Origin of the sequence: Formosa sp. S-31, from assembly GCF_051172795.1 — a bacterium.
Lineage (GTDB): Bacteria > Bacteroidota > Bacteroidia > Flavobacteriales > Flavobacteriaceae > Formosa.
Genome location: NZ_JAENDK010000008.1, coordinates 626,805 through 647,757 on the forward strand (window position 1 = coordinate 626,805; position 20,953 = coordinate 647,757).

Annotated in this window: 19 protein-coding genes, 1 tRNA gene and 1 pseudogene; 10 read left to right on the forward strand and 11 right to left on the reverse strand. The window is 36.9% G+C overall.

The window, feature by feature from the left end:
• Position 1 precedes the first annotated feature (1 nt).
• Positions 2 to 775, reverse strand: coding sequence for a hypothetical protein (locus I3217_RS12330; RefSeq protein ID WP_435050066.1), 774 nt, complete (start codon positions 773 to 775; stop codon positions 2 to 4).
• 82 nt (positions 776 to 857) lie between these two features.
• Between I3217_RS12330 and I3217_RS12335 the strand changes: the two genes are divergently transcribed.
• Positions 858 to 1,082, forward strand: coding sequence for a helix-turn-helix domain-containing protein (locus I3217_RS12335; protein ID WP_435050067.1), 225 nt, complete (start codon positions 858 to 860; stop codon positions 1,080 to 1,082).
• A 41-nt stretch (positions 1,083 to 1,123) separates the two neighbouring features.
• On the opposite strand, the gene I3217_RS12340 is transcribed toward I3217_RS12335, so the two are convergent.
• The 4 genes from I3217_RS12340 to rseP form a co-directional block, all read right to left on the reverse strand.
• A complete protein-coding gene (locus I3217_RS12340) occupies positions 1,124 to 2,197 on the reverse strand; it encodes a T9SS type A sorting domain-containing protein (RefSeq protein WP_435050068.1) in 1,074 nt (357 codons plus the stop codon).
• A gap of 50 nt (positions 2,198 to 2,247) precedes the next feature.
• The gene (locus I3217_RS12345; protein WP_435050069.1) at positions 2,248 to 3,474 is read right to left on the reverse strand and encodes a tyrosine-type recombinase/integrase; all 1,227 of its coding nucleotides are present in this window, start codon (positions 3,472 to 3,474) and stop codon (positions 2,248 to 2,250) included.
• Between the two features lie 228 nt (positions 3,475 to 3,702).
• Positions 3,703 to 3,776 (reverse strand) — tRNA-Asn (locus tag I3217_RS12350).
• 66 nt (positions 3,777 to 3,842) lie between these two features.
• Positions 3,843 to 5,189: an RIP metalloprotease RseP gene (gene rseP, locus I3217_RS12355; RefSeq protein ID WP_435050070.1), complete on the reverse strand. Its 1,347-nt coding sequence runs from the start codon at positions 5,187 to 5,189 to the stop codon at positions 3,843 to 3,845.
• Between the two features lie 167 nt (positions 5,190 to 5,356).
• On the opposite strand from rseP, the gene I3217_RS12360 reads away from it, so the two are divergent.
• The 4 genes from I3217_RS12360 to I3217_RS12375 all read left to right on the forward strand — a co-directional run bounded on the left by I3217_RS12360 (position 5,357) and on the right by I3217_RS12375 (position 8,605).
• A complete protein-coding gene (locus tag I3217_RS12360) occupies positions 5,357 to 6,031 on the forward strand; it encodes an SCO family protein (protein WP_435050071.1) in 675 nt (224 codons plus the stop codon).
• Between the two features lie 72 nt (positions 6,032 to 6,103).
• A complete protein-coding gene (locus I3217_RS12365; RefSeq protein ID WP_435050072.1) occupies positions 6,104 to 6,340 on the forward strand; it encodes a FeoA family protein in 237 nt (78 codons plus the stop codon).
• Positions 6,333 to 8,432 carry a ferrous iron transport protein B gene (feoB, locus tag I3217_RS12370; RefSeq protein WP_435050073.1) on the forward strand — a complete coding sequence of 700 codons (2,100 nt, stop codon included), beginning with the start codon at positions 6,333 to 6,335 and terminating at the stop codon, positions 8,430 to 8,432. The genes I3217_RS12365 and feoB (I3217_RS12370) overlap by 8 nt, the downstream gene beginning before the upstream one ends.
• Positions 8,433 to 8,464: 32 nt before the next feature.
• Complete coding sequence (locus I3217_RS12375; protein WP_435050074.1) at positions 8,465 to 8,605, forward strand: FeoB-associated Cys-rich membrane protein; 141 nt, start codon at positions 8,465 to 8,467, stop codon at positions 8,603 to 8,605.
• A 29-nt stretch (positions 8,606 to 8,634) separates the two neighbouring features.
• On the opposite strand, the pseudogene feoB (I3217_RS12380) reads toward I3217_RS12375, so the two are convergent.
• From feoB (I3217_RS12380) to I3217_RS12390, 3 genes and pseudogenes are all read right to left on the reverse strand, one after another.
• Positions 8,635 to 10,827, reverse strand: a pseudogene (feoB, locus tag I3217_RS12380) (ferrous iron transport protein B).
• Position 10,828: 1 nt separating this feature from the next.
• Entirely contained in the window at positions 10,829 to 11,851 is a 1,023-nt protein-coding gene (locus I3217_RS12385) for an iron dependent repressor, metal binding and dimerization domain protein (RefSeq protein ID WP_435050075.1), read from the reverse strand.
• Positions 11,848 to 12,507, reverse strand: a complete 660-nt coding sequence (locus tag I3217_RS12390) for a metal-dependent transcriptional regulator (RefSeq protein WP_435050310.1) — start codon at positions 12,505 to 12,507, stop codon at positions 11,848 to 11,850. The genes I3217_RS12385 and I3217_RS12390 overlap by 4 nt, the downstream gene beginning before the upstream one ends.
• A 100-nt stretch (positions 12,508 to 12,607) precedes the next feature.
• Here I3217_RS12390 and I3217_RS12395 point away from each other — a divergent pair, with 100 nt between their 5' ends.
• A complete protein-coding gene (locus I3217_RS12395) occupies positions 12,608 to 14,857 on the forward strand; it encodes a TonB-dependent receptor (protein WP_435050076.1) in 2,250 nt (749 codons plus the stop codon).
• A gap of 24 nt (positions 14,858 to 14,881) precedes the next feature.
• On the opposite strand, the gene I3217_RS12400 is transcribed toward I3217_RS12395, so the two are convergent.
• Together I3217_RS12400 and I3217_RS12405 are read right to left on the reverse strand one after the other, a co-directional pair.
• Positions 14,882 to 15,805, reverse strand: a complete 924-nt coding sequence (locus I3217_RS12400) for a hypothetical protein (protein WP_435050077.1) — start codon at positions 15,803 to 15,805, stop codon at positions 14,882 to 14,884.
• 27 nt (positions 15,806 to 15,832) lie between these two features.
• On the reverse strand, positions 15,833 to 16,582 hold the full coding sequence (locus I3217_RS12405; RefSeq protein ID WP_435050078.1) for a TerB family tellurite resistance protein: 750 nt from the start codon (positions 16,580 to 16,582) through the stop codon (positions 15,833 to 15,835).
• Positions 16,583 to 16,829: 247 nt separating this feature from the next.
• Here I3217_RS12405 and I3217_RS12410 point away from each other — a divergent pair, with 247 nt between their 5' ends.
• The 4 genes from I3217_RS12410 to I3217_RS12425 all read left to right on the forward strand — a co-directional run bounded on the left by I3217_RS12410 (position 16,830) and on the right by I3217_RS12425 (position 19,790).
• Positions 16,830 to 17,240, forward strand: coding sequence for a BrxA/BrxB family bacilliredoxin (locus tag I3217_RS12410; protein WP_435050079.1), 411 nt, complete (start codon positions 16,830 to 16,832; stop codon positions 17,238 to 17,240).
• Positions 17,241 to 17,333: 93 nt separating this feature from the next.
• A complete protein-coding gene (locus tag I3217_RS12415) occupies positions 17,334 to 18,068 on the forward strand; it encodes a lysophospholipid acyltransferase family protein (protein WP_435050080.1) in 735 nt (244 codons plus the stop codon).
• Positions 18,069 to 18,081: 13 nt separating this feature from the next.
• Entirely contained in the window at positions 18,082 to 19,068 is a 987-nt protein-coding gene (locus tag I3217_RS12420; RefSeq protein WP_435050081.1) for an acyl-ACP desaturase, read from the forward strand.
• Between the two features lie 68 nt (positions 19,069 to 19,136).
• A complete protein-coding gene (locus I3217_RS12425; protein WP_435050082.1) occupies positions 19,137 to 19,790 on the forward strand; it encodes an HD domain-containing protein in 654 nt (217 codons plus the stop codon).
• Here the strand turns inward: I3217_RS12425 and I3217_RS12430 are convergent, their stop codons facing one another.
• Positions 19,791 to 20,660, reverse strand: a complete 870-nt coding sequence (locus I3217_RS12430; RefSeq protein ID WP_435050083.1) for a helix-turn-helix domain-containing protein — start codon at positions 20,658 to 20,660, stop codon at positions 19,791 to 19,793.
• Positions 20,661 to 20,953 lie beyond the last annotated feature (293 nt).

Sequence of the window (20,953 nt, forward strand, 5' to 3'; positions counted from 1 at the left end):
ATTAATAAACAAACTGTATCGTTTTGTCTTGATAAACATCTCCTGAGGAATTATAACGCTTATAATTACAAGTTTTTGGATAACCATCTGAATCATATGTATAGGATGCCTCAAAATACAATTCTCCATTTTTAAAAATTTTGGTAGGGTTATGTTCAAAAAAAGTAAATGTGACATCATATATTCCTATTTCAGGATCCATATAATACCCAAAAGACTTCCATAACGGATAAAAAGGATTTATTTTATCATCAAACTCATAACTTAAAACACCCGTATTATCTTCATTCCTTGAAGTAAGTAAAGTACCATTTGAATCATAAGTAAAATAAGCACTCCGCTCATACCCTGCATTATACTCATAACCTTCTCCAAACTCTTCAATATAGTCCTTAACTAGACCATCATTAGTATAATTAAACATACCTGTTAAATAGTTTGGAGACAAGTCCTCCGAGTAAATCACTTTAACCAACTTATTATTGGAATACTCTTGAGTTTGAGAATAGCCATCAAAGTACATTGACTCAATCTTATTAATGTTATTTAATTGTACCATGAAATTGACATCTTGAAATACACTTTCTATGTTACCAGAATTATCATACTTGAAAATCATGGTATCTGCATATTCATCGTCACCATCCGACATATATGTAATAAATTTAAAATTCATTTCATTAGAATTTTTGGAATCTTCACTGTCCGAATCAGAAGAGCATCCTAAAAAGATTAAAGCTAGAATTAGGCTAAATAAAACATTGTTTTTTTTCATAATTTATTGATTAAATATTTAGTTTTTAAATATAGGCATATACGCCTACCTAGTAGTCGTTAATCTCCACGATTTTTACTTTGTGGAGAATTTCAATGAAACAGAATTTTTAATTGCATTTGGAAAAAATCTTAGTAAACTAAGGAGGTTCAAAGGGTTTACCCAAGAACAACTCGCCAATGATTTAAATATTGAAATTTCACAAATAAGCAGAATTGAACGTGGTAAAATCAATACTTCTATTTCTAATATTAAATTAATCTCATTAGCTCTTGACATTGAAATCAAAGAGCTTTTCAATTTTTAACAGCAATAAAAAAGGAGCCTCATTAGACTCCTTCTATATCATTAATACTTGATTACTTTTTTTATATCCCTACCCATTTCGGAATCTATTTGAATTAAATAAACGCCATCTGGAAAATTATCAACTAAAATAGATTCTGGATTAGAATTATAACTAATTAACTCTTGACCCGATAAATTATATAAGCTAATATTCTTAACCTTTAATGGTGTAGAAATATTAATCACACTTGAACTTTTATCGTAAAAAACCTTACTATCATTTACAACAAAATCATTTACACTAAGAGTAGCACAATTTTCTGAATACACAGCCTGAGTAGGTAAATTCCACATCTGATAACTACCAATTCCTGCATTTGCAGCTGCTTCGTTATCCACTTGTACACAAGTCAAATTTACACACCCTTGAGCAAAAACAATAAGATTTGAATTATTCCCATTTTTTAAATTAAGTGATTCTAATTTAGAATTATTATAAATATACAGAATTTCCAATTTAGAAAATCCCGAAGAAATATCAAATGATACCATTTCATTTCCTGGACATATTAAATTTTCTAGGTTGTCAGTTTCACCAAAAACTAGATTATTAATCTTATTATCATTACAACTGACCCAATTAATGGACGAATTACTGCTAAAATCAAGACTTATAAATTCATTTTCAAAACCCTGAAAAGTTAAAAGTTTACTATTATTACTTAAATCAATTTCAGTTAATTTATTTCGAGTGCACTCCAAACGTGTTAATTTTTCATTTTTAGAGACATCCAAATTTTGTAATCCATTCGATCCAACTGACAAATCTTCTAATTCTAAATTTTCAGTTACATTTATGTCAAACAAATAATTTTGACTAGCATCCAAATGGGTTAGACCTTTAAAACCCTCTATCCCTGTTAAATCAGAAATGCCTTTTCCTAAAAGATCTAAGCGTACCACATTTTCGATATCTGAGGTCAACACCTCCCCATTTACAGTTTTATCTGAATCAATGCCTAGTTCAATTAAAGCCTCCTCAAACTTAGAATCAGGAATTGCGGTTGTTTGACCCAACATATTATGGCTATAAAAACCAATTAAACAAAAAGCCATTAAAGTAATTTTCTTCATATATTATATTTTGATGATTAATTTAAATTCAAATATACGTGCTAAAATACTTACAGTTTACGGTTTTCCGTATCCTCTACTAATTTTACTTCTAAAACTTTGATTGCTTCACTCACTTTCCTCTGAACCACTTTTGCATAACTATCCTGAGTTACCTTTAGACTTGAGTGCCCTAATAATTCACTAACAATTTCCATAGGCACATCATTATAAAGCAATACCGTAGACGCAAAAGTTTTTCTGGCAGTATGTGTTGTAAGCTTCTTTTCTATGCCTAATACGGCTGCTATTTCCTTTAAATAAGAGTTATATTTTTGATTACTAATTCGAGGAAAAATCAAATTATTATGACCTGAATATTTTTCTATAATTTTTAAGGCTATTGGCAGAAGAGGTACTGAAATAGGTTTTGAAGTTTTTTCTCTCTTCATTTGAATCCATAAACCTTTATCAAAACCTAGAACTATATTTTGCCTCCTTAACCTAAACAATTCATTATAGGCTAAACCTGTATAACAACTAAAAACAAATAACTGCCTTACAAAGTTTAATCGTGGTTGTGAAAATTCAGCGAGTTCTATTTGCTTTAATTCCGCTGGTGACAAAAAGACAACTTCTTTAATAACCTTCCGAGGTTTATATAATATAAATGGATCTTTATCTAGATATCCTTCTGCCACGGCTACAGTAACAGGCTTTCTTAATCTTTGTATTGCCTTATTTGTAGTTACTTGTTTTTGGTTACGCTCCGTCTTTAAATAATATTCGAAGTCCACCAAAAATTGATTATTTAATTTAGATAAGGGATAATCTGATGTCTTGTATTTAGATTTAATAAAGTCTTGAGCTTGCATTTTAACGTACTCAAATTTCTGCCATGTAGAATGGGTCAAATCTTTACCTATTAGCTTCTTCCGTTTTTCCTGAAACCTAGTGAAATATCTTATTAGATGCCCCTCCATTTTCTTAGTCTTTTCAAAATACTTTTCTAAAATATCCTGAACCCCAAACTCACTTTCATTAAGTTTTAAATTTAGAAATACCTTATTAATCTTCTGAGATATTAAAAGTAATTCTCCATTTATAACATCATTAATTTTAGATGATCTAAGTTTTTGCTTTTTAGCATTCCAGTCTGTAGGAAACACATAATTACCTGTAGAGAATTGCTTTCGTTGTTTGAGATATGTTATTCTACAATAAATAGAACAACGTCCTTGTTGATTCGTTTTAGCTTTGTTTAAATAAAACAAAACTGACAATGATTGTTGCTTCATTTCCAATTATTTACGTTAAACAATTGGCATACAATTCGGAAAAAAATAGGGATACCCAGTTTTTTTTAATGGGATACCTAATAGGATACCTTATTTTTTAAAATAAGTTGACAAATTGACTAATTATGTCTCCAAGTAGAGAATCTTAAAAACTCAAGAATAGCTAGGAATAGCAAGCAATAACCACAAAAAAAGCCTCTCATTTCTGAAAGGCTTTCTGTAAGCTTGCTCCCCCTCTTGGGCTCGAACCAAGGACCCTTTGATTAACAGTCAAATGCTCTAACCAACTGAGCTAAGGAGGAGTGTTTGCTTTTGCGAGTGCAAATATACAATCCTTTTTTGCTTCTGCAAACTTTTTTATTCTTTTTTTATTTAAATATCGCTTTAAAAATATCATTCCCGTTAGCGAACAACACTAAAGCTATGAGAATGAAGAATCCAACCATTTGTGCGTACTCCATAAATTTATCGCCTGGCTTACGGCCGGTAACCATTTCATAAAGTAAAAACATGACATGCCCGCCATCTAAAGCCGGAATTGGCAATAAATTAAGCACGCCAAGCATAATAGATAAAAAGGCTGTAATACCCCAGAACGCTTCCCAGCTCCAGGTGTTCGGGAAAATATCGAAAATCGCCTTAAAACCACCTACACCTTTATAAGCACCGGTGTTTGGATTAAAGATCATTTGTAACTGCCCCCAGTAGGCCACAATCTGCTGCTTGAACTTTCCAGCCCCCACACCTATACTTTCGGCAAACGAATAGTCTTTAGTAACAACTTTATAGTATCCTAACTTCTCATAAGTTTCGGCTCCTACTCCGGCATACGGATAAATACCTAATTTCCCCTTATCATCTACCGTAAGCTCGCGCGTTACCGGTTTAAAATCCCGTAGTAACTCCACTTCTACCTTTTGCCCTTTTAGCTGAGACAAAAATGGCTCGAACTCATCAAAATACTTTAGTTCGGTATGATTTATTCCTGTAATAATATCGCCCTGTTTTAAATCTACTCCTTTATTCATCGAAGAATCAGAAACCTGAGCTACGACGAAAGGAATACGTAATTCAAATAAGGACTTATCTTCTCCTGTACTTAATTGCCCAAGAAAATCTTCGGGAGTTGTTATGGTTTTCTCTGTTCCATTACGATCTAAGGTGATGGTTTTAGCCACAATTAATTTAGAACGCATATCGGAATAACTTACCACCGGTTCATTATTTATAGCTACAACCTTATCTCCGGTTTGCGCTCCCAGATCTATTAGCAACGGATTGGTTACCCAGTACCCGTCTTTAATACTGCTGGTTGCGATATCGGTTTCTCCGTACGCAAAGGCCATAAACATATAAATTAAAGCCGCCAGAATAAAGTTTACTGTTACTCCTCCTAACATAATAATTAAACGCTGCCAGGCCGGCTTGCTTCTAAATTCCCAAGGCTGCGGTTCTTTAGCCATCTGCTCGGTATCCATACTTTCATCAATCATACCGGCAATTTTAACATAACCTCCTAATGGCAACCAACCGATACCATAAACCGTTTCTCCGATTTTCTTTTTAAACAATGAGAATTTCACATCGAAAAACAAGTAGAATTTTTCTACTCGGGTTTTAAATAATTTTGCAGGAATAAAATGTCCTAATTCGTGCAATACTATAAGTAAAGAAAGGCTTAATAAAAATTGAGAGATTTTAATTAGAAACTCCATTGAGGTTTTACAGTTAAATTTTAACAGCCAAAAATACATTTTTTAACTGCTTAAAAAAAAGATAATGTAAGACACAATGCTAATTTAACACCGATTTATAACAAAATGCCCTAAGCAAAACCCAATTTTCTTGGTACTTTTGCAGGACTCAAGCATAAAACCCAAACATGTTATCATTTTTTTCGGCTTACAAAAAATTCGCCATTGTTTTTGCTATCATATCACTGGTTATCATTTCCATTATCTATAACATTTTAGATGTAGAGGCACCGCTTCCTATTTATCAGCCGGCTCAGGTCGCGCAGGATTTAGTAGACACCAGTTTAATAGACGTCAAAAAATATCACAAGATTGCCGATTTTAGTCTGACCAATCAAAATGGAAAAACCATTACTCAGGACGATTATAAAGACAAAATTTATGTCGCCGATTTTTTCTTTACAACCTGCCAAACCATTTGCCCCATTATGACACAGCATATGGAACAAATCCAGCAGGAAATATTAAACGACGATGAGGTCATGCTATTATCGCACACTGTGACTCCCGAAATTGATACCGTAGCCCAATTAAAACGTTATGCAATAGCCAAAGGGGTTAACGACAGCAAATGGAATCTGGTTACAGGAAGCAAAAAAGCTATTTACGAGCTGGCTCGCAAAAGTTATCTGGCGGTAAAAACCACTGGTAACGGCGATGCTTACGATATGATACATACCGAAAATTTTATGTTAATTGACAAAAAAAGGCAAATCCGTGGTTTTTACGACGGTACAGATCCTGAAGCCATAGATAAACTACTTAACGACATTAGCAATTTAAAAAAAGAGTATAAAAAGTAGATTTTTGGTTTCAATTTTTTTACCATAAGTTTTTACCGTACTTTTGCTTCTTTAAATTCAATCTAAATAAGCTTGCAAACAACTTTAGCACAACTGAAACGCGGAGAAACAGCCATCATAACCGATGTGTCTTCCATACATATTCCACTAAAATTACTGGAAATGGGTTGCCTTCCTGGAAACGAGGTTGAACTGGTTCAGATTGCACCGTTTAAAGACCCTATTTATCTTAACATTAACGGATCGCATTTAGCCATTCGTAAGGAAACTGCAAGCCACATTTTAATTGAAATGATATCGCATGGGTAAACAAATTAATGTCGCTTTAATAGGAAATCCAAACACAGGAAAAACCTCTGTATTCAATGCTTTAACAGGGCTTCACCAGAAAGTAGGAAACTATCCCGGAATTACGGTTGAAAAAAAAGAAGGGATCTGCAAACTACCTCGTGGCGTTAAAGCCCACATTATAGATCTGCCGGGAACTTACAGTTTAAATGCCTCTTCTCTGGATGAAAATGTTGTTATAGAATTACTCCTGAATAAAAATGACAAAGATTTTCCAGATGTTGCTATAGTAGTAAGCGATGTTGAAAATTTAAAACGAAATCTCCTTCTTTTTACCCAAATAAAAGATCTTGAAATTCCCACTATTCTCGTCATTAATATGGCAGACCGGATGGCTAAAAGAGGGATTTCGCTGGACATTCCATTTTTGGAGAACCAGCTTAAAACAAAAATTGCTGTAGTTAGCACTCGAAAAAATCAGGGTGTAGACCATTTAAAGGAACTCATTACGAACTACAGAGACCTTTCTACAACCCCGTGTTTAAACGCATCTGAAATAGACAAGGAATATTTTAACCGATTACAGCACGCTTTTCCTAATCAGTTACTTTACAAATTATGGCTGGTTATTACTCAGGATGTTAATTTCGGAAAAACCAACCGTAACGAATTTGATGCGGTTTCCGATTTTAAAACCAAAAGCAAAACCGATTTAAAACGCCTGCAGCAACAGGAAACTATAAAACGTTATCAGTTTATAAACAACACCTTAAAAGCAGGACAAACCATAGACAGTTCGAAAGCCAAAGGCTTACGTGCGCAGCTGGATCGTATCCTGACACACAAAGTCTGGGGCTACGTTATATTCTTTTTTATTTTACTGCTTATCTTCCAGTCTATTTACAACTGGTCCAGCATACCAATGGACTTTATAGACGCCTCTTTTGCATCTTTAGGCGAATGGGTTAAAACCAATTTACCTACAGGGCCGTTTACCAATTTACTGGCAGAAGGCATAATTCCGGGACTTGGAGGTGTAGTCATATTCATCCCGCAAATTGCATTCTTATTCCTGTTTATTTCCATTTTAGAGGAAAGCGGTTATATGAGTCGTGTGGTATTTTTAATGGACCGCATTATGCGACGTTTTGGTTTAAGCGGAAAAAGTGTGGTTCCTCTAATTTCTGGAACAGCCTGTGCTATCCCCGCAATTATGGCCACAAGAAATATTGAAAGCTGGAAAGAGCGATTGATTACCATACTGGTTACACCATTCACCACCTGTTCGGCACGCCTTCCGGTATACCTTATTATCATCTCTTTAGTCATTCCAAAAGGTTCATTCTTAGGACTGGGCTATCAGGCGCTTACCTTAATGCTGCTATACCTCATCGGCTTTGCAGCAGCTATCGTATCAGCCTACATCCTGGATAAGGTCATGAAAATAAAGAGCAAATCATTCTTTGTGGTAGAAATGCCAAATTATAAACTGCCTCTACCAAAAAATGTCGCTTTAACCGTAATAGAAAAGACCAAATCCTTTGTATTCGGAGCCGGTAAAATTATTTTAGCCATCTCTATCATTTTATGGTTTCTGGCGTCCTACGGCCCTGGAGAACATTTTAACGAAGCCGAAACTATAATGACTGAAAAATATGCTTCAGAACAATTATCGCAGGATGACCTGAACCACAAAATAGATGCTTATAAACTGGAACACTCGTATATAGGTATTGCAGGACGTGGTATAGAACCCCTTATTCGTCCTCTAGGTTACGACTGGAAAATAGGCATAGCCATAGTAAGTTCCTTCGCGGCCCGAGAAGTATTTGTTGGCACTTTGGCGACCATTTACAGTGTAGGTAGCGATGAAGAAGAAACCATTAAAAACCGAATGGCCGGAGAAGTAAACCCGATTCTTGGAGGTCCATTATTCAACTTTGCTTCCGGTATTTCTTTACTTCTGTTTTACGCCTTCGCTATGCAGTGCATGAGTACCCTGGCCATAGTTAAAAAGGAAACCAACAGTTGGAAATGGCCTATGCTGCAACTTATAAGTATGAGTGGACTGGCGTATTTAACAGCTTTATTAGCCTATCAGTTTTTAAAGTAGTAAGTTTAAATATAAATTACGACTAGAGCATTATGAACACGCTTATTCAAAACATACTGGCTTTTTCCGCTTTAGGCCTATCTGTATATTTTCTGTACAAAAAATTTTTCGGGAGAAAACCAAAGCCTAAAAAATCCTGTGGCACAGACGGCACCGATTGCGGATGCCATTAGACTTAGTACCGATAAAAACGCTTGCTTTTCTAAACAAACAGGCGCCAGATCTGAGCTACTAAAAATGTAACTACAAAACCAAGAACCAAAGGCATTAAAGTGGCTACTGCTGTCCATTTCACACTTTTAGTTTCCCTATATATGGTATAAATGGTTGTACTACACGGATTGTGAAGCAAACTAAACAACATAAGATTTATTGCCGTTAAAAGCGTCCAGCCACCAGCCCTCAATATATCACCTGTAGCATTCACCGAATCCAGTTCAAACATCACTCCTGCACCTTCACCTCCGGACAAACCAGCAACCAGAACCGTAAGCATTAACACTGTAGGAATTACAATTTCATTTGCCGGAATCGCAACGATATAAGCCACCAGAATTACACCATTTAAACCAATTAACCAGCCAAAACCTTCCAGATAATGAATCATCCAGTAAGCAATACTTTCATTTCCGATGTGAATATTCGAAATTAACCAGATTACTGCACCTGCCGGTACTGCAAACACGATTGCCCGCCATAATACAATTAGCGTTCTGTCGATTATTGAAGTATAAATAGTTTTCCAGAATCGCGGCGGTCTGTATGGCGGCAATTCAAGGTTAAAAGTGGACACCTCTCCTTTTAAAACCGTTTTTGAAAGCATCCAGGAACTGGTAAACATAAATGCCATTCCCAATATCGCTATACCTATAACAGCAAAAACCGAGGCTGCACCCGAAAGTGATTTAGGCACCAAAGCACCAACAAAAATGGTAGCTATTAATATTTGCGTGGGCCAGCGCCCGTTACATAACGAAAAGTTATTGGTAATAATTGCAATAAGACGCTCCCGCGGACTATCTATAATTCGAGTAGCGACTACTCCTGCTGCATTACAACCAAAGCCCATACTCATTGTTAATGCCTGCTTACCATGAGCTCCAGCCTTTTTAAACAAATAATCCAGATTGAATGCTACTCGTGGCAAATACCCGAAATCTTCCAGCAAGGTAAACAACGGAAAAAATATAGCCATAGGCGGCAACATAACCGCTACAACCCAGGCCGAAGCCAGATACACACCATCTATTAAAAATCCATCTAACCACCAGGGCATCCCTATACTGGCAGCACCACTTTTCAATGCCGGATGAATAGTATCCAATAATAATTCTGCAAGTAAACCGGACGGATAATTGGCTCCAGTAATAGTCAGCCACAAAACAACACCAAGAATTAAAAACATAATAGGAAAGCCCCAGCGCTTACTGGTTACAATCTGATCTATTTTTATATCCAGGGCGTTTCTCCCTTTTTTCCCATCAGTACTCACGGTTTCTTCCACAATCTCGGAAGCATCAGCGTAAATACTTTCACTAATGTGATCATGAAATTCACCACCCAACTTCCAACGCAACTCGTTGGACATTTCTATAATATTTTCAACTTCAGTCTTCATAATCTACTGTAATTCAAACTCACCGTTTCTCAATGCCTCTATGACCCGTTCATCGCCTTCCAGCAGTCGAAAGGCAATCCACCGGCTATTCGGGATAGACGGAAACTGTTTCGAAATATTTTCACTTAATGTTTTTACCGCGTCGTTTATATGTTTTGGTACATTGGTAATACGATGCGGCTTACACAGCACTTCTCCATTTGCCACCTGACGAATCACATCTATAAGCTCTGGTATGCCCTGGTTAAATCTGGCACTGGTAGCCACGACCGGAATCCCCAGACGTTTAGCAAGTCCCCGCTCGTTAACTTCAACATGATTACGTTTGGCTTCATCTATCAAATTTAAACACAACACGGCCTTACTTGTAATCTCCAGAATCTGAAGCACCAGATTAAGGTTACGTTCCAGTCGCCCAGCATCTACAACAATTACTGTGACATCTGGTTTTCCGAATAAAATAAAATTGCGAGCTACTTCCTCATCCTCAGAAGTAGACAACAAGGAATATGTCCCAGGCAAATCGACCAGTTTATACTTCTGTTTATTATATTGATATGCCCCTTCTGCACGCGTTACTGTTTTTCCCGGCCAGTTCCCTGTATGCTGCTTTAATCCGGTTAAAGCATTAAACACCGTACTTTTTCCCGTATTGGGATTTCCGGCCAATGCCACAACAAAATCAGTTTGTGTTGCATCAACCCCCAGACGCTTTAAGCCATCGGGATTGTATTGCGGACAAACTTCGCACGCACTGGTTACTATTTTCTTCTCCATCTTACTGCTTTTTTATAAGAATTTTTGCCGCCTGATCTTCACGCAACGCAATAGACGTTCCTTTAATTAAATACGCTTTAGGATTACTTAAAGGACTTACCAGATCAACTTCTATATGCGCCCCTTTAACAAAACCCAGATCTAAAAGTCGTCTGCGCGCGTCTCCCCTGCACTCTTTAGAAATGCCAAGAATAACAGCCGTCTCGTTTTCCGGCAAGGCCGATAATCTCACAGCATCGTCTTCTATATTTTCACTGGTGTCGAGCACCTCAACGGTAATATTCGCAGCCACTTCCGGAGCTAATTTAAACTCTTCGCCTTCGGCATAAAACACCACCCGCTGCGCGTTGTTTTCCACAATCCGAATATGCGACCCAATATGAATGTTTTCTGCCAGTATCTGTTTATAAATTATAACGGGCTCGTCTTCTATATGCACAATTTTACCCACAGCATCTACAGGAAGGTCATTAAGATGCTCTCCTTCAATATGCAGAACATCTCCGGCATGCGATGGAATTGGATCGCCATGAGGATCGTAAACCGGGTTTCCCAATTGCGTGGCAAGCACATTGGTTTCTTCCTGACTCAATTTATGCTCCATCTCCTCGGCTCTGGCATGCCATTCGGTTTTTTCGAAACCTGTTTTTTCTGCCAGATATTTTTCCCACAACCTGTGTACCCGTACAATTTTTATAGCATATTCCCTTCCCGAAGGCGTAAGATTCAATTCATTCCTTTCGAGTTGTATCAATCCATTTTTAGACATACTAAGCAAAACACTTTCTAGAGTACTATCGCTGTACTTTAAACTATACTTTAACTCATTTTTAAGGATATCCTGCCCAAGATTTTCCCAGGTATACATTTGTTTTAAAATGTCTTCCGAGATAATTTTAGTATTGGTCTTAATACTGTTTTTAATTAGCCAGAACCACCCCTTAACCGGTCTGAAAAACAAAAAAACCATACCGGCCAGAACCAGAAATAGTATTAAATTTTGTAGCGGCTGACTTAAACTCATGTACTGCTCTTTACATATAAATTGTTCGACACAAATTTTGAAATACTTAATGGTTTGCCATTAATTTCAATAATCATAGATTCATCGAAAACCTCTTTGGAATGCACGCTAAAAAGCGTTCCCAGACCTATTTTCAGTTTATCCAAATACTGTAAGAATTCTACCGAAGAATCTTTAACCCCAACACAAATACAGGCCGTTTTAATACTTACCTGAGACAGCAGTACTTTTTGGGTACTTTTTATCTGACCATCTTTTCCCGGAATAGGATCTCCATGCGGATCTTCTTCAGGAAAACCTAAAAAAGCATCCAACTCGTTGGTTAATTTTTCAGACTTAATGTGCTCAAGTTGCTCCGCCACTTCATGGACTTCATCCCAGGAAAAATTTAAATTATCTACTAAAAACACTTCCCATAATCGATGCTTACGTACAACATTCGAGGCCGCCAATCTGCCTTTTTCAGTGAGTCGAACCCCCTGATATTTTTTATAATTCACAAAAGATTTCTCAGCCAACTTTTTAATCATATCTGTAACCGAAGACGCCTTGGTATCCATTTTCTCTGCAATGGCGTTTGTACTCACCGACTCAGCACCGTATTTACTTATTAAATAAATGGCCTTTAAATAATTCTCTTCCGATAATGTAACCACTATAGTATTGTTTTCCACAAATATACAAATTTTACTTTAACTCAAATATATTTTTAGTCTTATCTAAATTTATATTTATATTTGTATAAATATTTTTAATATGAGAACCTTAATTGTAGCCTTAATATTCTCAATTCATGGCATTTACTCACAAAACACCGGAGCAATAAACGGCACGATAAGCTCGAAAGGCCAACCTGTTGCCTTTGCGAACATCTATCTTAAAGGTACAAGCAAAGGCGCTGTAAGCGACGAAAACGGCTATTTTCAACTCAGTAATATTAATTACGACAACTATACTCTTGTCGTTTCTTATACGGGATTTACAACCAAACAAAAGCATATCACACTCAAAAAGAAAAACTTAAGCATTAATTTTGAATTAGATGAAAACGAAACTTTAGATGAAATCGTCATTTCTGGAACCCTGAAACCCATTTCCAGAAAAGAAAGTCCAGTTCCTGTCGAGGTATATTCGACGTCTTTTTTAAAGAAAAATCCGACACCCAATATTTTTGAATCGATGCAAAATATAAACGGAGTCCGACCTCAGTTAAACTGTAATGTCTGCAACACCGGAGACATTCATATTAACGGACTGGAGGGGCCGTACACCCTGGTTTTAATAGACGGCATGCCAATAGTTAGTGGCTTATCTACAGTATACGGTTTATCTGGCATCCCTAATTCGTTAATTGAGCAAATAGAAATAATAAAAGGGCCAGCATCCTCATTGTATGGCAGCGAAGCCGTTGGCGGCTTAATAAACGTCATTACTAAACTTCCTGAAAACACTTCAAAATTTACCGCAGACAGCTACCTGACATCTTTTGACGAACTGAATTTAGATTTAAGCTATAAAGCTCAAATAGGCAAAAACACCACTGTTTTAACAGGAGCAAATTACTACAATTACAGCAACCCAGCTGACCTTAACCACGATAACTTTACCGATGTAACCTTACAAGATCGCATATCGGTTTTTCAAAGCTGGAATTTCAAAAGACCAAATAACAAGGCTTTCACCGTTGCGGGGCGCTTTTTTTACGAAGATCGCTGGGGAGGAGAAATACAGTGGAATAAATCGTATCGCGGCGGCAATACCATTTACGGAGAAAGCATTTACACGACACGCTATGAGCTTTTCGGAAAATACGAGTTACCAACAACCGAAAAAATAGTTATACAATACTCTTTTACAGATCACGATCAGAATTCAGTTTATGGCGATGTACCTTATCTTGCACAGCAACGCATAGGATTTACTCAGCTTACCTGGCACAAAACTCATAATAGTCACGACATCCTACTGGGAACAGCGGTCCGTTACAATTTTTACAACGATAACACCCCGGCAACGGTTATCGCAGACGAAGTTATTATACCATCTGTTTTTCTGCAAGACCAGATTTCCTTTTCAGAAAAACACAATGTACTACTCGGCGCACGATACGACTACGATTCCAGACACGGATCTATTTTTACACCTCGAATAGCCTACCGCTACAAATCTAATAACGAATCTATATTAAGACTTAATGCCGGCACCGGATTTCGCGCCGTAAATTTGTTTACCGAAGAACACGCGGCGCTTACCGGGTCTCGCGATGTTATTATTACCGAAGCCCTAAAACCAGAACGCTCCTACAATATCAACCTAAACTACCTTAAGACGTTTTATACCAAAAATCACAATATAATTACTCTGGATGCTTCGGCCTGGTACACCTATTTCACCAACGCCATAATCCCGGATTACGACACAAACCCAAACCAGATTATTTACGACAATTTAAACGGACATGCAGTAACCACAGGTATAAGCGCGAACGCTGATATTACTTTTACCAACAGCCTAAAAATATTACTTGGAGCCACTTACCAGGACGTTTCTCAAACTGAGAACCATATAACTACCGAACAAATTTTAACCGAAAATTTCTCCGGAACCTGGGCAGTAAGCTATAATTTTTACAAACCGAATATTACTTTAGACTACACAGGAAATCTATACGGACCAATGCGACTTCCTTTACTTGGCGATCTTGATCCCCGAGCTGAATACTCTCCGGTTTGGAGCATACAAAACATCCAGGCAACGTATAAAACTCATAATTTTGAAATCTACGGCGGAATAAAAAATATTTTAGACTGGACACCAAACAGAGGTAATCCGTTTATAATCGCAAGAGCAGAAGACCCCTTCGACAAACAGGTAACCTTTGACAGTAATGGAAATGCTGTAGCCACAGCAGACAATCCGTACGCACTTACTTTCGACCCGTCTTATGTTTATGCACCAAATCAAGGCAGACGCCTGTTTTTAGGATTACGATATCACTTTAATTAAACAGCTACAAACCCGAAAAACGTTTTACTGCACTTCTAAATCAGGCAGCACAAAAGATTTAGCATTACTATGCAACCTGATCCATAATCCAGGATTTTCATTTAACTGCTTTTCCGCTTCAATTGGATCTGAACTGATTTTGGTATTTAACACCTTAGCATAGGTTTTAATCTTTGCCGGCGCCGAGTCGGCATCCACTACAGACTGCACTACTTTTTTAGCCTTCAAAATAGCCGCAGGTCCTAAAGTTAAGATAAACTGAGCAGATCGACATTCCTCCTCATCTTTCTCGTTTACAACGCTTCCACCGGCCTTAAACTTATTAATATGATGCTCTAAAATACTATTTGAAATGGGTATAATTCCAGCAACATGATGCCATTGCGCCCCTGAAAAAGGCTTGATATACGCCAAATGGGATGCTTGATTATTCTCCGGTCCGTGGCCGATAAAAAAGATATCCAAACCTCCTAAATTTTCCAGCTTTGTTAAATATGCCTTTAAAGCAGATTCTAAATCTGCAGTATCGGTTTGCATCGGCGTAAAGCTTTTAATTTTTTTAAAGAAATCAGCTCCTAAAATACGCTCAAAATCACGTACAAAACTAAATCCATTGGCCATATTCATAGGCGCAAGTGCATCTTGGGTAAACACATTTAATCGGGCTAATAATTCATCCTGTTCTCCGGACTTTGCTAACTCTCCCAACAAACGATGCAACTCCTGAGCTCCACGACCGCCTAAAAGCGCAATATTAATATCTCCTTCTTTATTAGCAGCCGTAGTGTATAATTCCTGCAACATAGCCTGACCAACTTCAGCTTCAGATGATAAAACAAGCGGTTTAACACCGTAATCTTCTGTACTAAATTCCGAAGTATTCAAATGAGATAACCACACATTATCATGCTCTTCCTGTCTGGTAAATTGCAACTGCTGTTCAGTCATATCGTTTCGTTTTATACTATTGGTAATTTAATTAAACCCGCGTTCCTTTTGCAGCTGATCGTAAGCGTCCTGAACCTGACGGAATTTTTCTTCGGCGCCTTTCTGATGTTCTTCCCCTAAATGAATTACTTTATCCGGATGGTACTTCTTAGCCATTCGTCTGTAAGCCTTTTTAATCTCGTCGTTAGTCGCCGTTTTTTCAATTTCAAGAATTCTATAAGCGTTATCACTACTGTTATAGAACATGGCTTTTATACTTTCAAAATCCAACGCTCGTATACCCAGATAATTTGAAATCCTATAAATGGTATCCACTTCTACCTGACTTACATTGCCATCGGCTTTAGCAATTCCAAACAGAAAATGCAATAACTGCAATCGCGAAGGATGATCCATCATCTGACGAATCTGCATACACACATCGCGCACAGGGATATTATTTTGTTTACTTATGTTTTTAAACAATTTGAAGGCATGATTGGCACGGTCTTTACCATACATACCTACAAACTGCGATCTTACAAAATCCAGTTCTCGTTGATCGCTTTTTCCATCGGCCTTTATAACCACAGCCGAAAGAATAAGCAGACTCACTTCAAAATCTCCTGAACGTGTACGTGTATTTGTTGGTCGCGCATAAGGCCCCTGGGTATTTATTTTTATACCACCATCTGTTAATCCGTCAACTACACTTCCTAAAGCAAAACCTAAAATTGCTCCTATCGGTCCGCCGAACGACCAGCCTAAAGTCGCCCCTAACCACTTTGATATACTCATAGCTCATTTTTTGTACAACAAATATAGCACTTGTAAGTTTTAAGCCCATTGTGTTTTAACAAAATGATAGCCCCCCCATCCTGATACAACCCGACATAGTAATAGATACATTGAAAAAACAACATTTTATAAGATTCCCAATAACACTAAAACATTGTGTTAGGATTAACGCTTATTACATGACTAAACATTTAATTTTATGTATCTTTGCTGCCTATTATTGTTAAACATAAAATTTCAAAAAAATATGTATCCAGCAGAATTAGTAAAACCAATGCGCGAACATTTAACTCAAGCTGGTTTTGAAGAATTACATACTGTAGAAGCTGTAGATGCAGCGATTGCAAAAGAAGGTACAACTTTAGTGGTAGTAAATTCGGTTTGTGGTTGTGCAGCTGCTAATGCAAGACCAGGTGCCATTGACAGTATTCAAAACGAAAAACACCCAGATCATTTAGTTACTGTATTTGCGGGAGTAGATAAAGAAGCGGTAGACAAAGCCAGAGGTTATATGATACCTTTCCCTCCAAGTTCACCAAGTATTGCTTTATTTAAAGACGGAGAATTAGTACACATGCTTGAGCGTCACCACATTGAAGGTCGTCCTGCAGAAATAATTTCTGAAAATTTAAAAGATGCTTACAACCAGTTTTGTTAAGACATTTTTTGAAAAATATACAAACCACGCTTTTTGCGTGGTTTTTTTATGCTTAATTTTACGCGCATTTTAAACTAAAAAACAACCTTATTAATGAAAATCTTAGCGTATCCGTTAACTATTTTATACTTTATCGCTTTTGGTTTAACCTTACTTATTTTTCACCCCATTTTATGGATCAGCCATAGGGTTTTCGGATATAATACCCTTCAAAAAAGTGTGAATATCCTTCAGTTTTGTCTACTGCGTTGTTTAAATATTCTGGGTACACGGTTCACCTATACCAATTCGCACGAATTACCTAAAAACACCCCGCTAATAATTGTTTCTAATCACCAGAGCATGTATGATATTTCTCCAATTTTATGGTATATGCGAGAAGTACATCCAAAATTTATTAGTAAATTAGAGCTAGGAAAAGGCATCCCCAGTGTTTCTTACAATTTACGCCACGGTGGTTCTGCATTAATCGACAGAAAAAATGCAAGACAATCCATTAAAGCCATCAACGATTTTTCGACATTTATCAACGAGAAAAAATACGCTGCAGTTATTTTTCCGGAAGGCACCAGAAGTAAAAACGGACAACCCAAAACGTTCCAGCGTCGCGGACTACAGACCTTAATAAAAAACATTCCCGATGCCCATATTGTGCCTTTAACCATAAACAATTCCTGGAAAACGCTGCGCTATGGTAAATTTCCTATGGGATTAGGAGCTCATATTTCACTAACAGTTCATAAACCCATAAATTTGGCTACCTTTACCGAATCTACAGATGAATTAATCGACCAGGTAGAGCAAACCGTAAAACAAAGTATAAACTAAAAAATATAACGTTATGTCATTAAAAAATGTGAGGTTAGAAGTCATGCAGTTTTTGGAAAAAGACGTAGACGCTTTAATAGAAAAATATTTAATTCCTATTGAAAAAATCTGGCAGCCAACAGATTTCTTACCAGATTCTGAAGGGAACAACTTTTTTGAAGAAGTAAAAGAAATACGCGAACTGGCTAAAGAACTGCCTTACGATTTCTGGGTGGTTTTAGTAGGAGACATGATTACCGAAGAAGCCCTTCCAACCTACGAATCCTGGCTAATGGATGTAGAAGGTGTTGGACAGGTAGAGCGTAACGGCTGGTCTAAATGGGTGCGCCACTGGACAGCAGAAGAGAATCGCCACGGCGATGTACTTAACAAGTACCTTTACCTTTCCGGACGTGTTAACATGCGTGAAATTGAAAAAACCACACAGTATTTAATTTCCGATGGTTTTGATATTGGTACAGATCGCGATCCTTACAAAAACTTTGTATACACCAGTTTCCAGGAATTAGCCACTTATATTTCTCACAATCGTGTAGCTAAACTGGCAAAGGATCGCGGTAATAAGCAGTTAAGCAAAATGTGTCGTATTATTTCAGGAGACGAAATGAGACACCACAATGCTTACAGCGAATTCGTAGAGCGTATTTTTGCCGTAGACCCAAGCCAGATGATGATGGCATTTCATTACATGATGAAACAGAAAATTACCATGCCTGCTCACTTTTTAAGAGAATCTGGAGATAAAATAAGTACAGCATTCGAAGAGTTTTCGAACACGGCACAACGTATTGGAGTTTACACTTCTGTAGATTATGTTGAAATTCTTGAAAAACTAATTAAGCGCTGGGAAATCGAGAAAATTACCGGACTAACAGATGAGGCTGAAAAAGCCAGAGATTACCTGGTAAAACTTCCTGCTCGTATGATGCGCCTGGCTGACCGTATGCGTATTCCGGAAAACTCATATCAGTTTAAGTGGGTAGAACCGGCTAAACTATAAATAGTTATAAAACAACACTTCAAATTCCTTTCCATACCAGAAAGGAATTTTTATTTTGAACCATTACAATGAACAAAACAGAACTAATAGATAAAACCATATCATTCGTTAAAACGACTTTACAACATGCTGAAGGAGGCCATGACTGGTTTCATATAGAACGTGTGTATAAAAATGCTCAGCTCATAGCTAAAACAGAGGACGTTGATTTATTTATTGTAGAACTCGCAGCCTTATTACACGATATTGCAGATAGTAAATTTAATAATGGCGACGAAACCGTTAGCCCTAAACTAGCCAAGTCCTTTTTAAATTCTTTAGATATCAATAAGGATATTACAGACCACGTCATTCTGATAATAGAAAACATTTCATTTAAAGGCGGTAATTTCATAACAACTTTTAGTTCTAATGAACTTAAGGTGGTACAAGATGCAGATAGATTAGATGCTATAGGCGCTATAGGTATTGCCCGTTGTTTTAATTACGGAGGCTTTAAAGATCGCGCTATTTACAATCCGGAAATCGCCCCTAATTTAAACATGAGTAAGGAAGAATATAAAAACTCGACTGCACCTTCCATCAATCATTTTTACGAAAAGCTCCTTTTACTTAAAGACAAAATGAACACCAAGACCGGAACTCAAATTGCAGAACAACGCCATCAATTCATGCAATTATATTTAGACCAATTTTACGCCGAGTGGCAGGGAGAAAAATAATTACTGAATAATTCGCGTCATTTCACTTCTGTATTTCGACGCGGTGGTTCCTGTAATTTCGTTAAAGAATTTATTAAAGTGGGAAAAATTATTGAAACCACATTCAAAACAAATATCCGTAATACTCATTTTACTTTCCTGAAGTAATTTAGTAGCATGCACTACACGGTATTCGTTTACCAGCTTGGTAAAGGTCTTACCTGTTGCCTTTTTAAAAAATCTGCAGAATGCAGGCACCGTCATATTAACCTTATCAGCCATATCTTCCAGACTAATATGTTGCTGGAAGTTATTGTTGATGTATTTAAAAATTACGTCAATTTTAGCACTATCCTGTGGTTCCGTTTCGAAAGCCACACCATCCACATTTAAAATCGTATAATGTTCAGATAAAGCTAAATCGTTTAAAATTTCAAGCAATTTTAAAACACGATTAAACCCCTGACAATCATTTAAAGATTCTATTTTAGGCCCCACAATAAATTTCGTTTCGGGCTTATATAAAATTCCTCTTTTAGCACGCTCAAACAACAGAGCAATGCGCTCCATTTCCGGCAACTTTAAAAAAGGTTCACCTAAAAAATCGGGTAAAAACTGTACTATGGTCTCCGAACCACTGGCTGTTAAACGATCTGTAAACCCATTATGTGGCAGATTAGACCCCATTAAAATAAGCTGACTATTATTAAAATAAGACAAGTGATTACCAATATGGCGCTTTCCCGCACCTTTATTTACATAAACCAATTCCAGTTCCGGATGAAAATGCCAGAATGCACGACTTTTATGAGCTTCCTGCGTGTGTTGTCGAACTACTATGGAGCTTCCAAAGGTAGGCGTAACTTTTTCGTATGTAGGTTTAATTTTCATAGAGCACAATTTTATTATAAAATTACAAAATGTATCAGGCTTTTATAATGAACAAAATTAACAATAATATTGCTTTAATTAACTTAACAATAATTTAACTTTAATTTCACGGTTAAAATAACACATATTTCGGACAATATTGATGTTTTATGCTGCAAATGCACATCCTATCTTTGTACTGTTCTCACAACGTAATATGTAAGCCTATTATTACAAGTAAAAAAGTTTTTAAGAGAACATACGCTATTGATTTACAATAGCCTGAATACAATAATTTTGAATTTAAATAAATA

What these genes read in the sequence shown, in the direction of transcription:
- I3217_RS12400 (WP_435050077.1), bottom strand. Translation starts at nt 15,805, where the DNA reads ATGACTGAACAGCAGTTGCAATTTACCAGACAGGAAGAGCATGATAAT.
- I3217_RS12430 (WP_435050083.1), bottom strand. Translation starts at nt 20,660, where the DNA reads ATGAAAATTAAACCTACATACGAAAAAGTTACGCCTACCTTTGGAAGC.
- I3217_RS12420 (WP_435050081.1), top strand. Translation starts at nt 18,082, where the DNA reads ATGTCATTAAAAAATGTGAGGTTAGAAGTCATGCAGTTTTTGGAAAAA.
- I3217_RS12405 (WP_435050078.1), bottom strand. Translation starts at nt 16,582, where the DNA reads ATGAGTATATCAAAGTGGTTAGGGGCGACTTTAGGCTGGTCGTTCGGC.
- I3217_RS12330 (WP_435050066.1), bottom strand. Translation starts at nt 775, where the DNA reads ATGAAAAAAAACAATGTTTTATTTAGCCTAATTCTAGCTTTAATCTTT.
- I3217_RS12425 (WP_435050082.1), top strand. Translation starts at nt 19,137, where the DNA reads ATGAACAAAACAGAACTAATAGATAAAACCATATCATTCGTTAAAACG.
- I3217_RS12415 (WP_435050080.1), top strand. Translation starts at nt 17,334, where the DNA reads ATGAAAATCTTAGCGTATCCGTTAACTATTTTATACTTTATCGCTTTT.
- feoB (WP_435050073.1), top strand. Translation starts at nt 6,333, where the DNA reads ATGGGTAAACAAATTAATGTCGCTTTAATAGGAAATCCAAACACAGGA.
- rseP (WP_435050070.1), bottom strand. Translation starts at nt 5,189, where the DNA reads ATGGAGTTTCTAATTAAAATCTCTCAATTTTTATTAAGCCTTTCTTTA.
- I3217_RS12340 (WP_435050068.1), bottom strand. Translation starts at nt 2,197, where the DNA reads ATGAAGAAAATTACTTTAATGGCTTTTTGTTTAATTGGTTTTTATAGC.
- I3217_RS12345 (WP_435050069.1), bottom strand. Translation starts at nt 3,474, where the DNA reads ATGAAGCAACAATCATTGTCAGTTTTGTTTTATTTAAACAAAGCTAAA.
- I3217_RS12395 (WP_435050076.1), top strand. Translation starts at nt 12,608, where the DNA reads ATGAGAACCTTAATTGTAGCCTTAATATTCTCAATTCATGGCATTTAC.
- I3217_RS12360 (WP_435050071.1), top strand. Translation starts at nt 5,357, where the DNA reads ATGTTATCATTTTTTTCGGCTTACAAAAAATTCGCCATTGTTTTTGCT.
- I3217_RS12375 (WP_435050074.1), top strand. Translation starts at nt 8,465, where the DNA reads ATGAACACGCTTATTCAAAACATACTGGCTTTTTCCGCTTTAGGCCTA.
- I3217_RS12385 (WP_435050075.1), bottom strand. Translation starts at nt 11,851, where the DNA reads ATGAGTTTAAGTCAGCCGCTACAAAATTTAATACTATTTCTGGTTCTG.
- I3217_RS12410 (WP_435050079.1), top strand. Translation starts at nt 16,830, where the DNA reads ATGTATCCAGCAGAATTAGTAAAACCAATGCGCGAACATTTAACTCAA.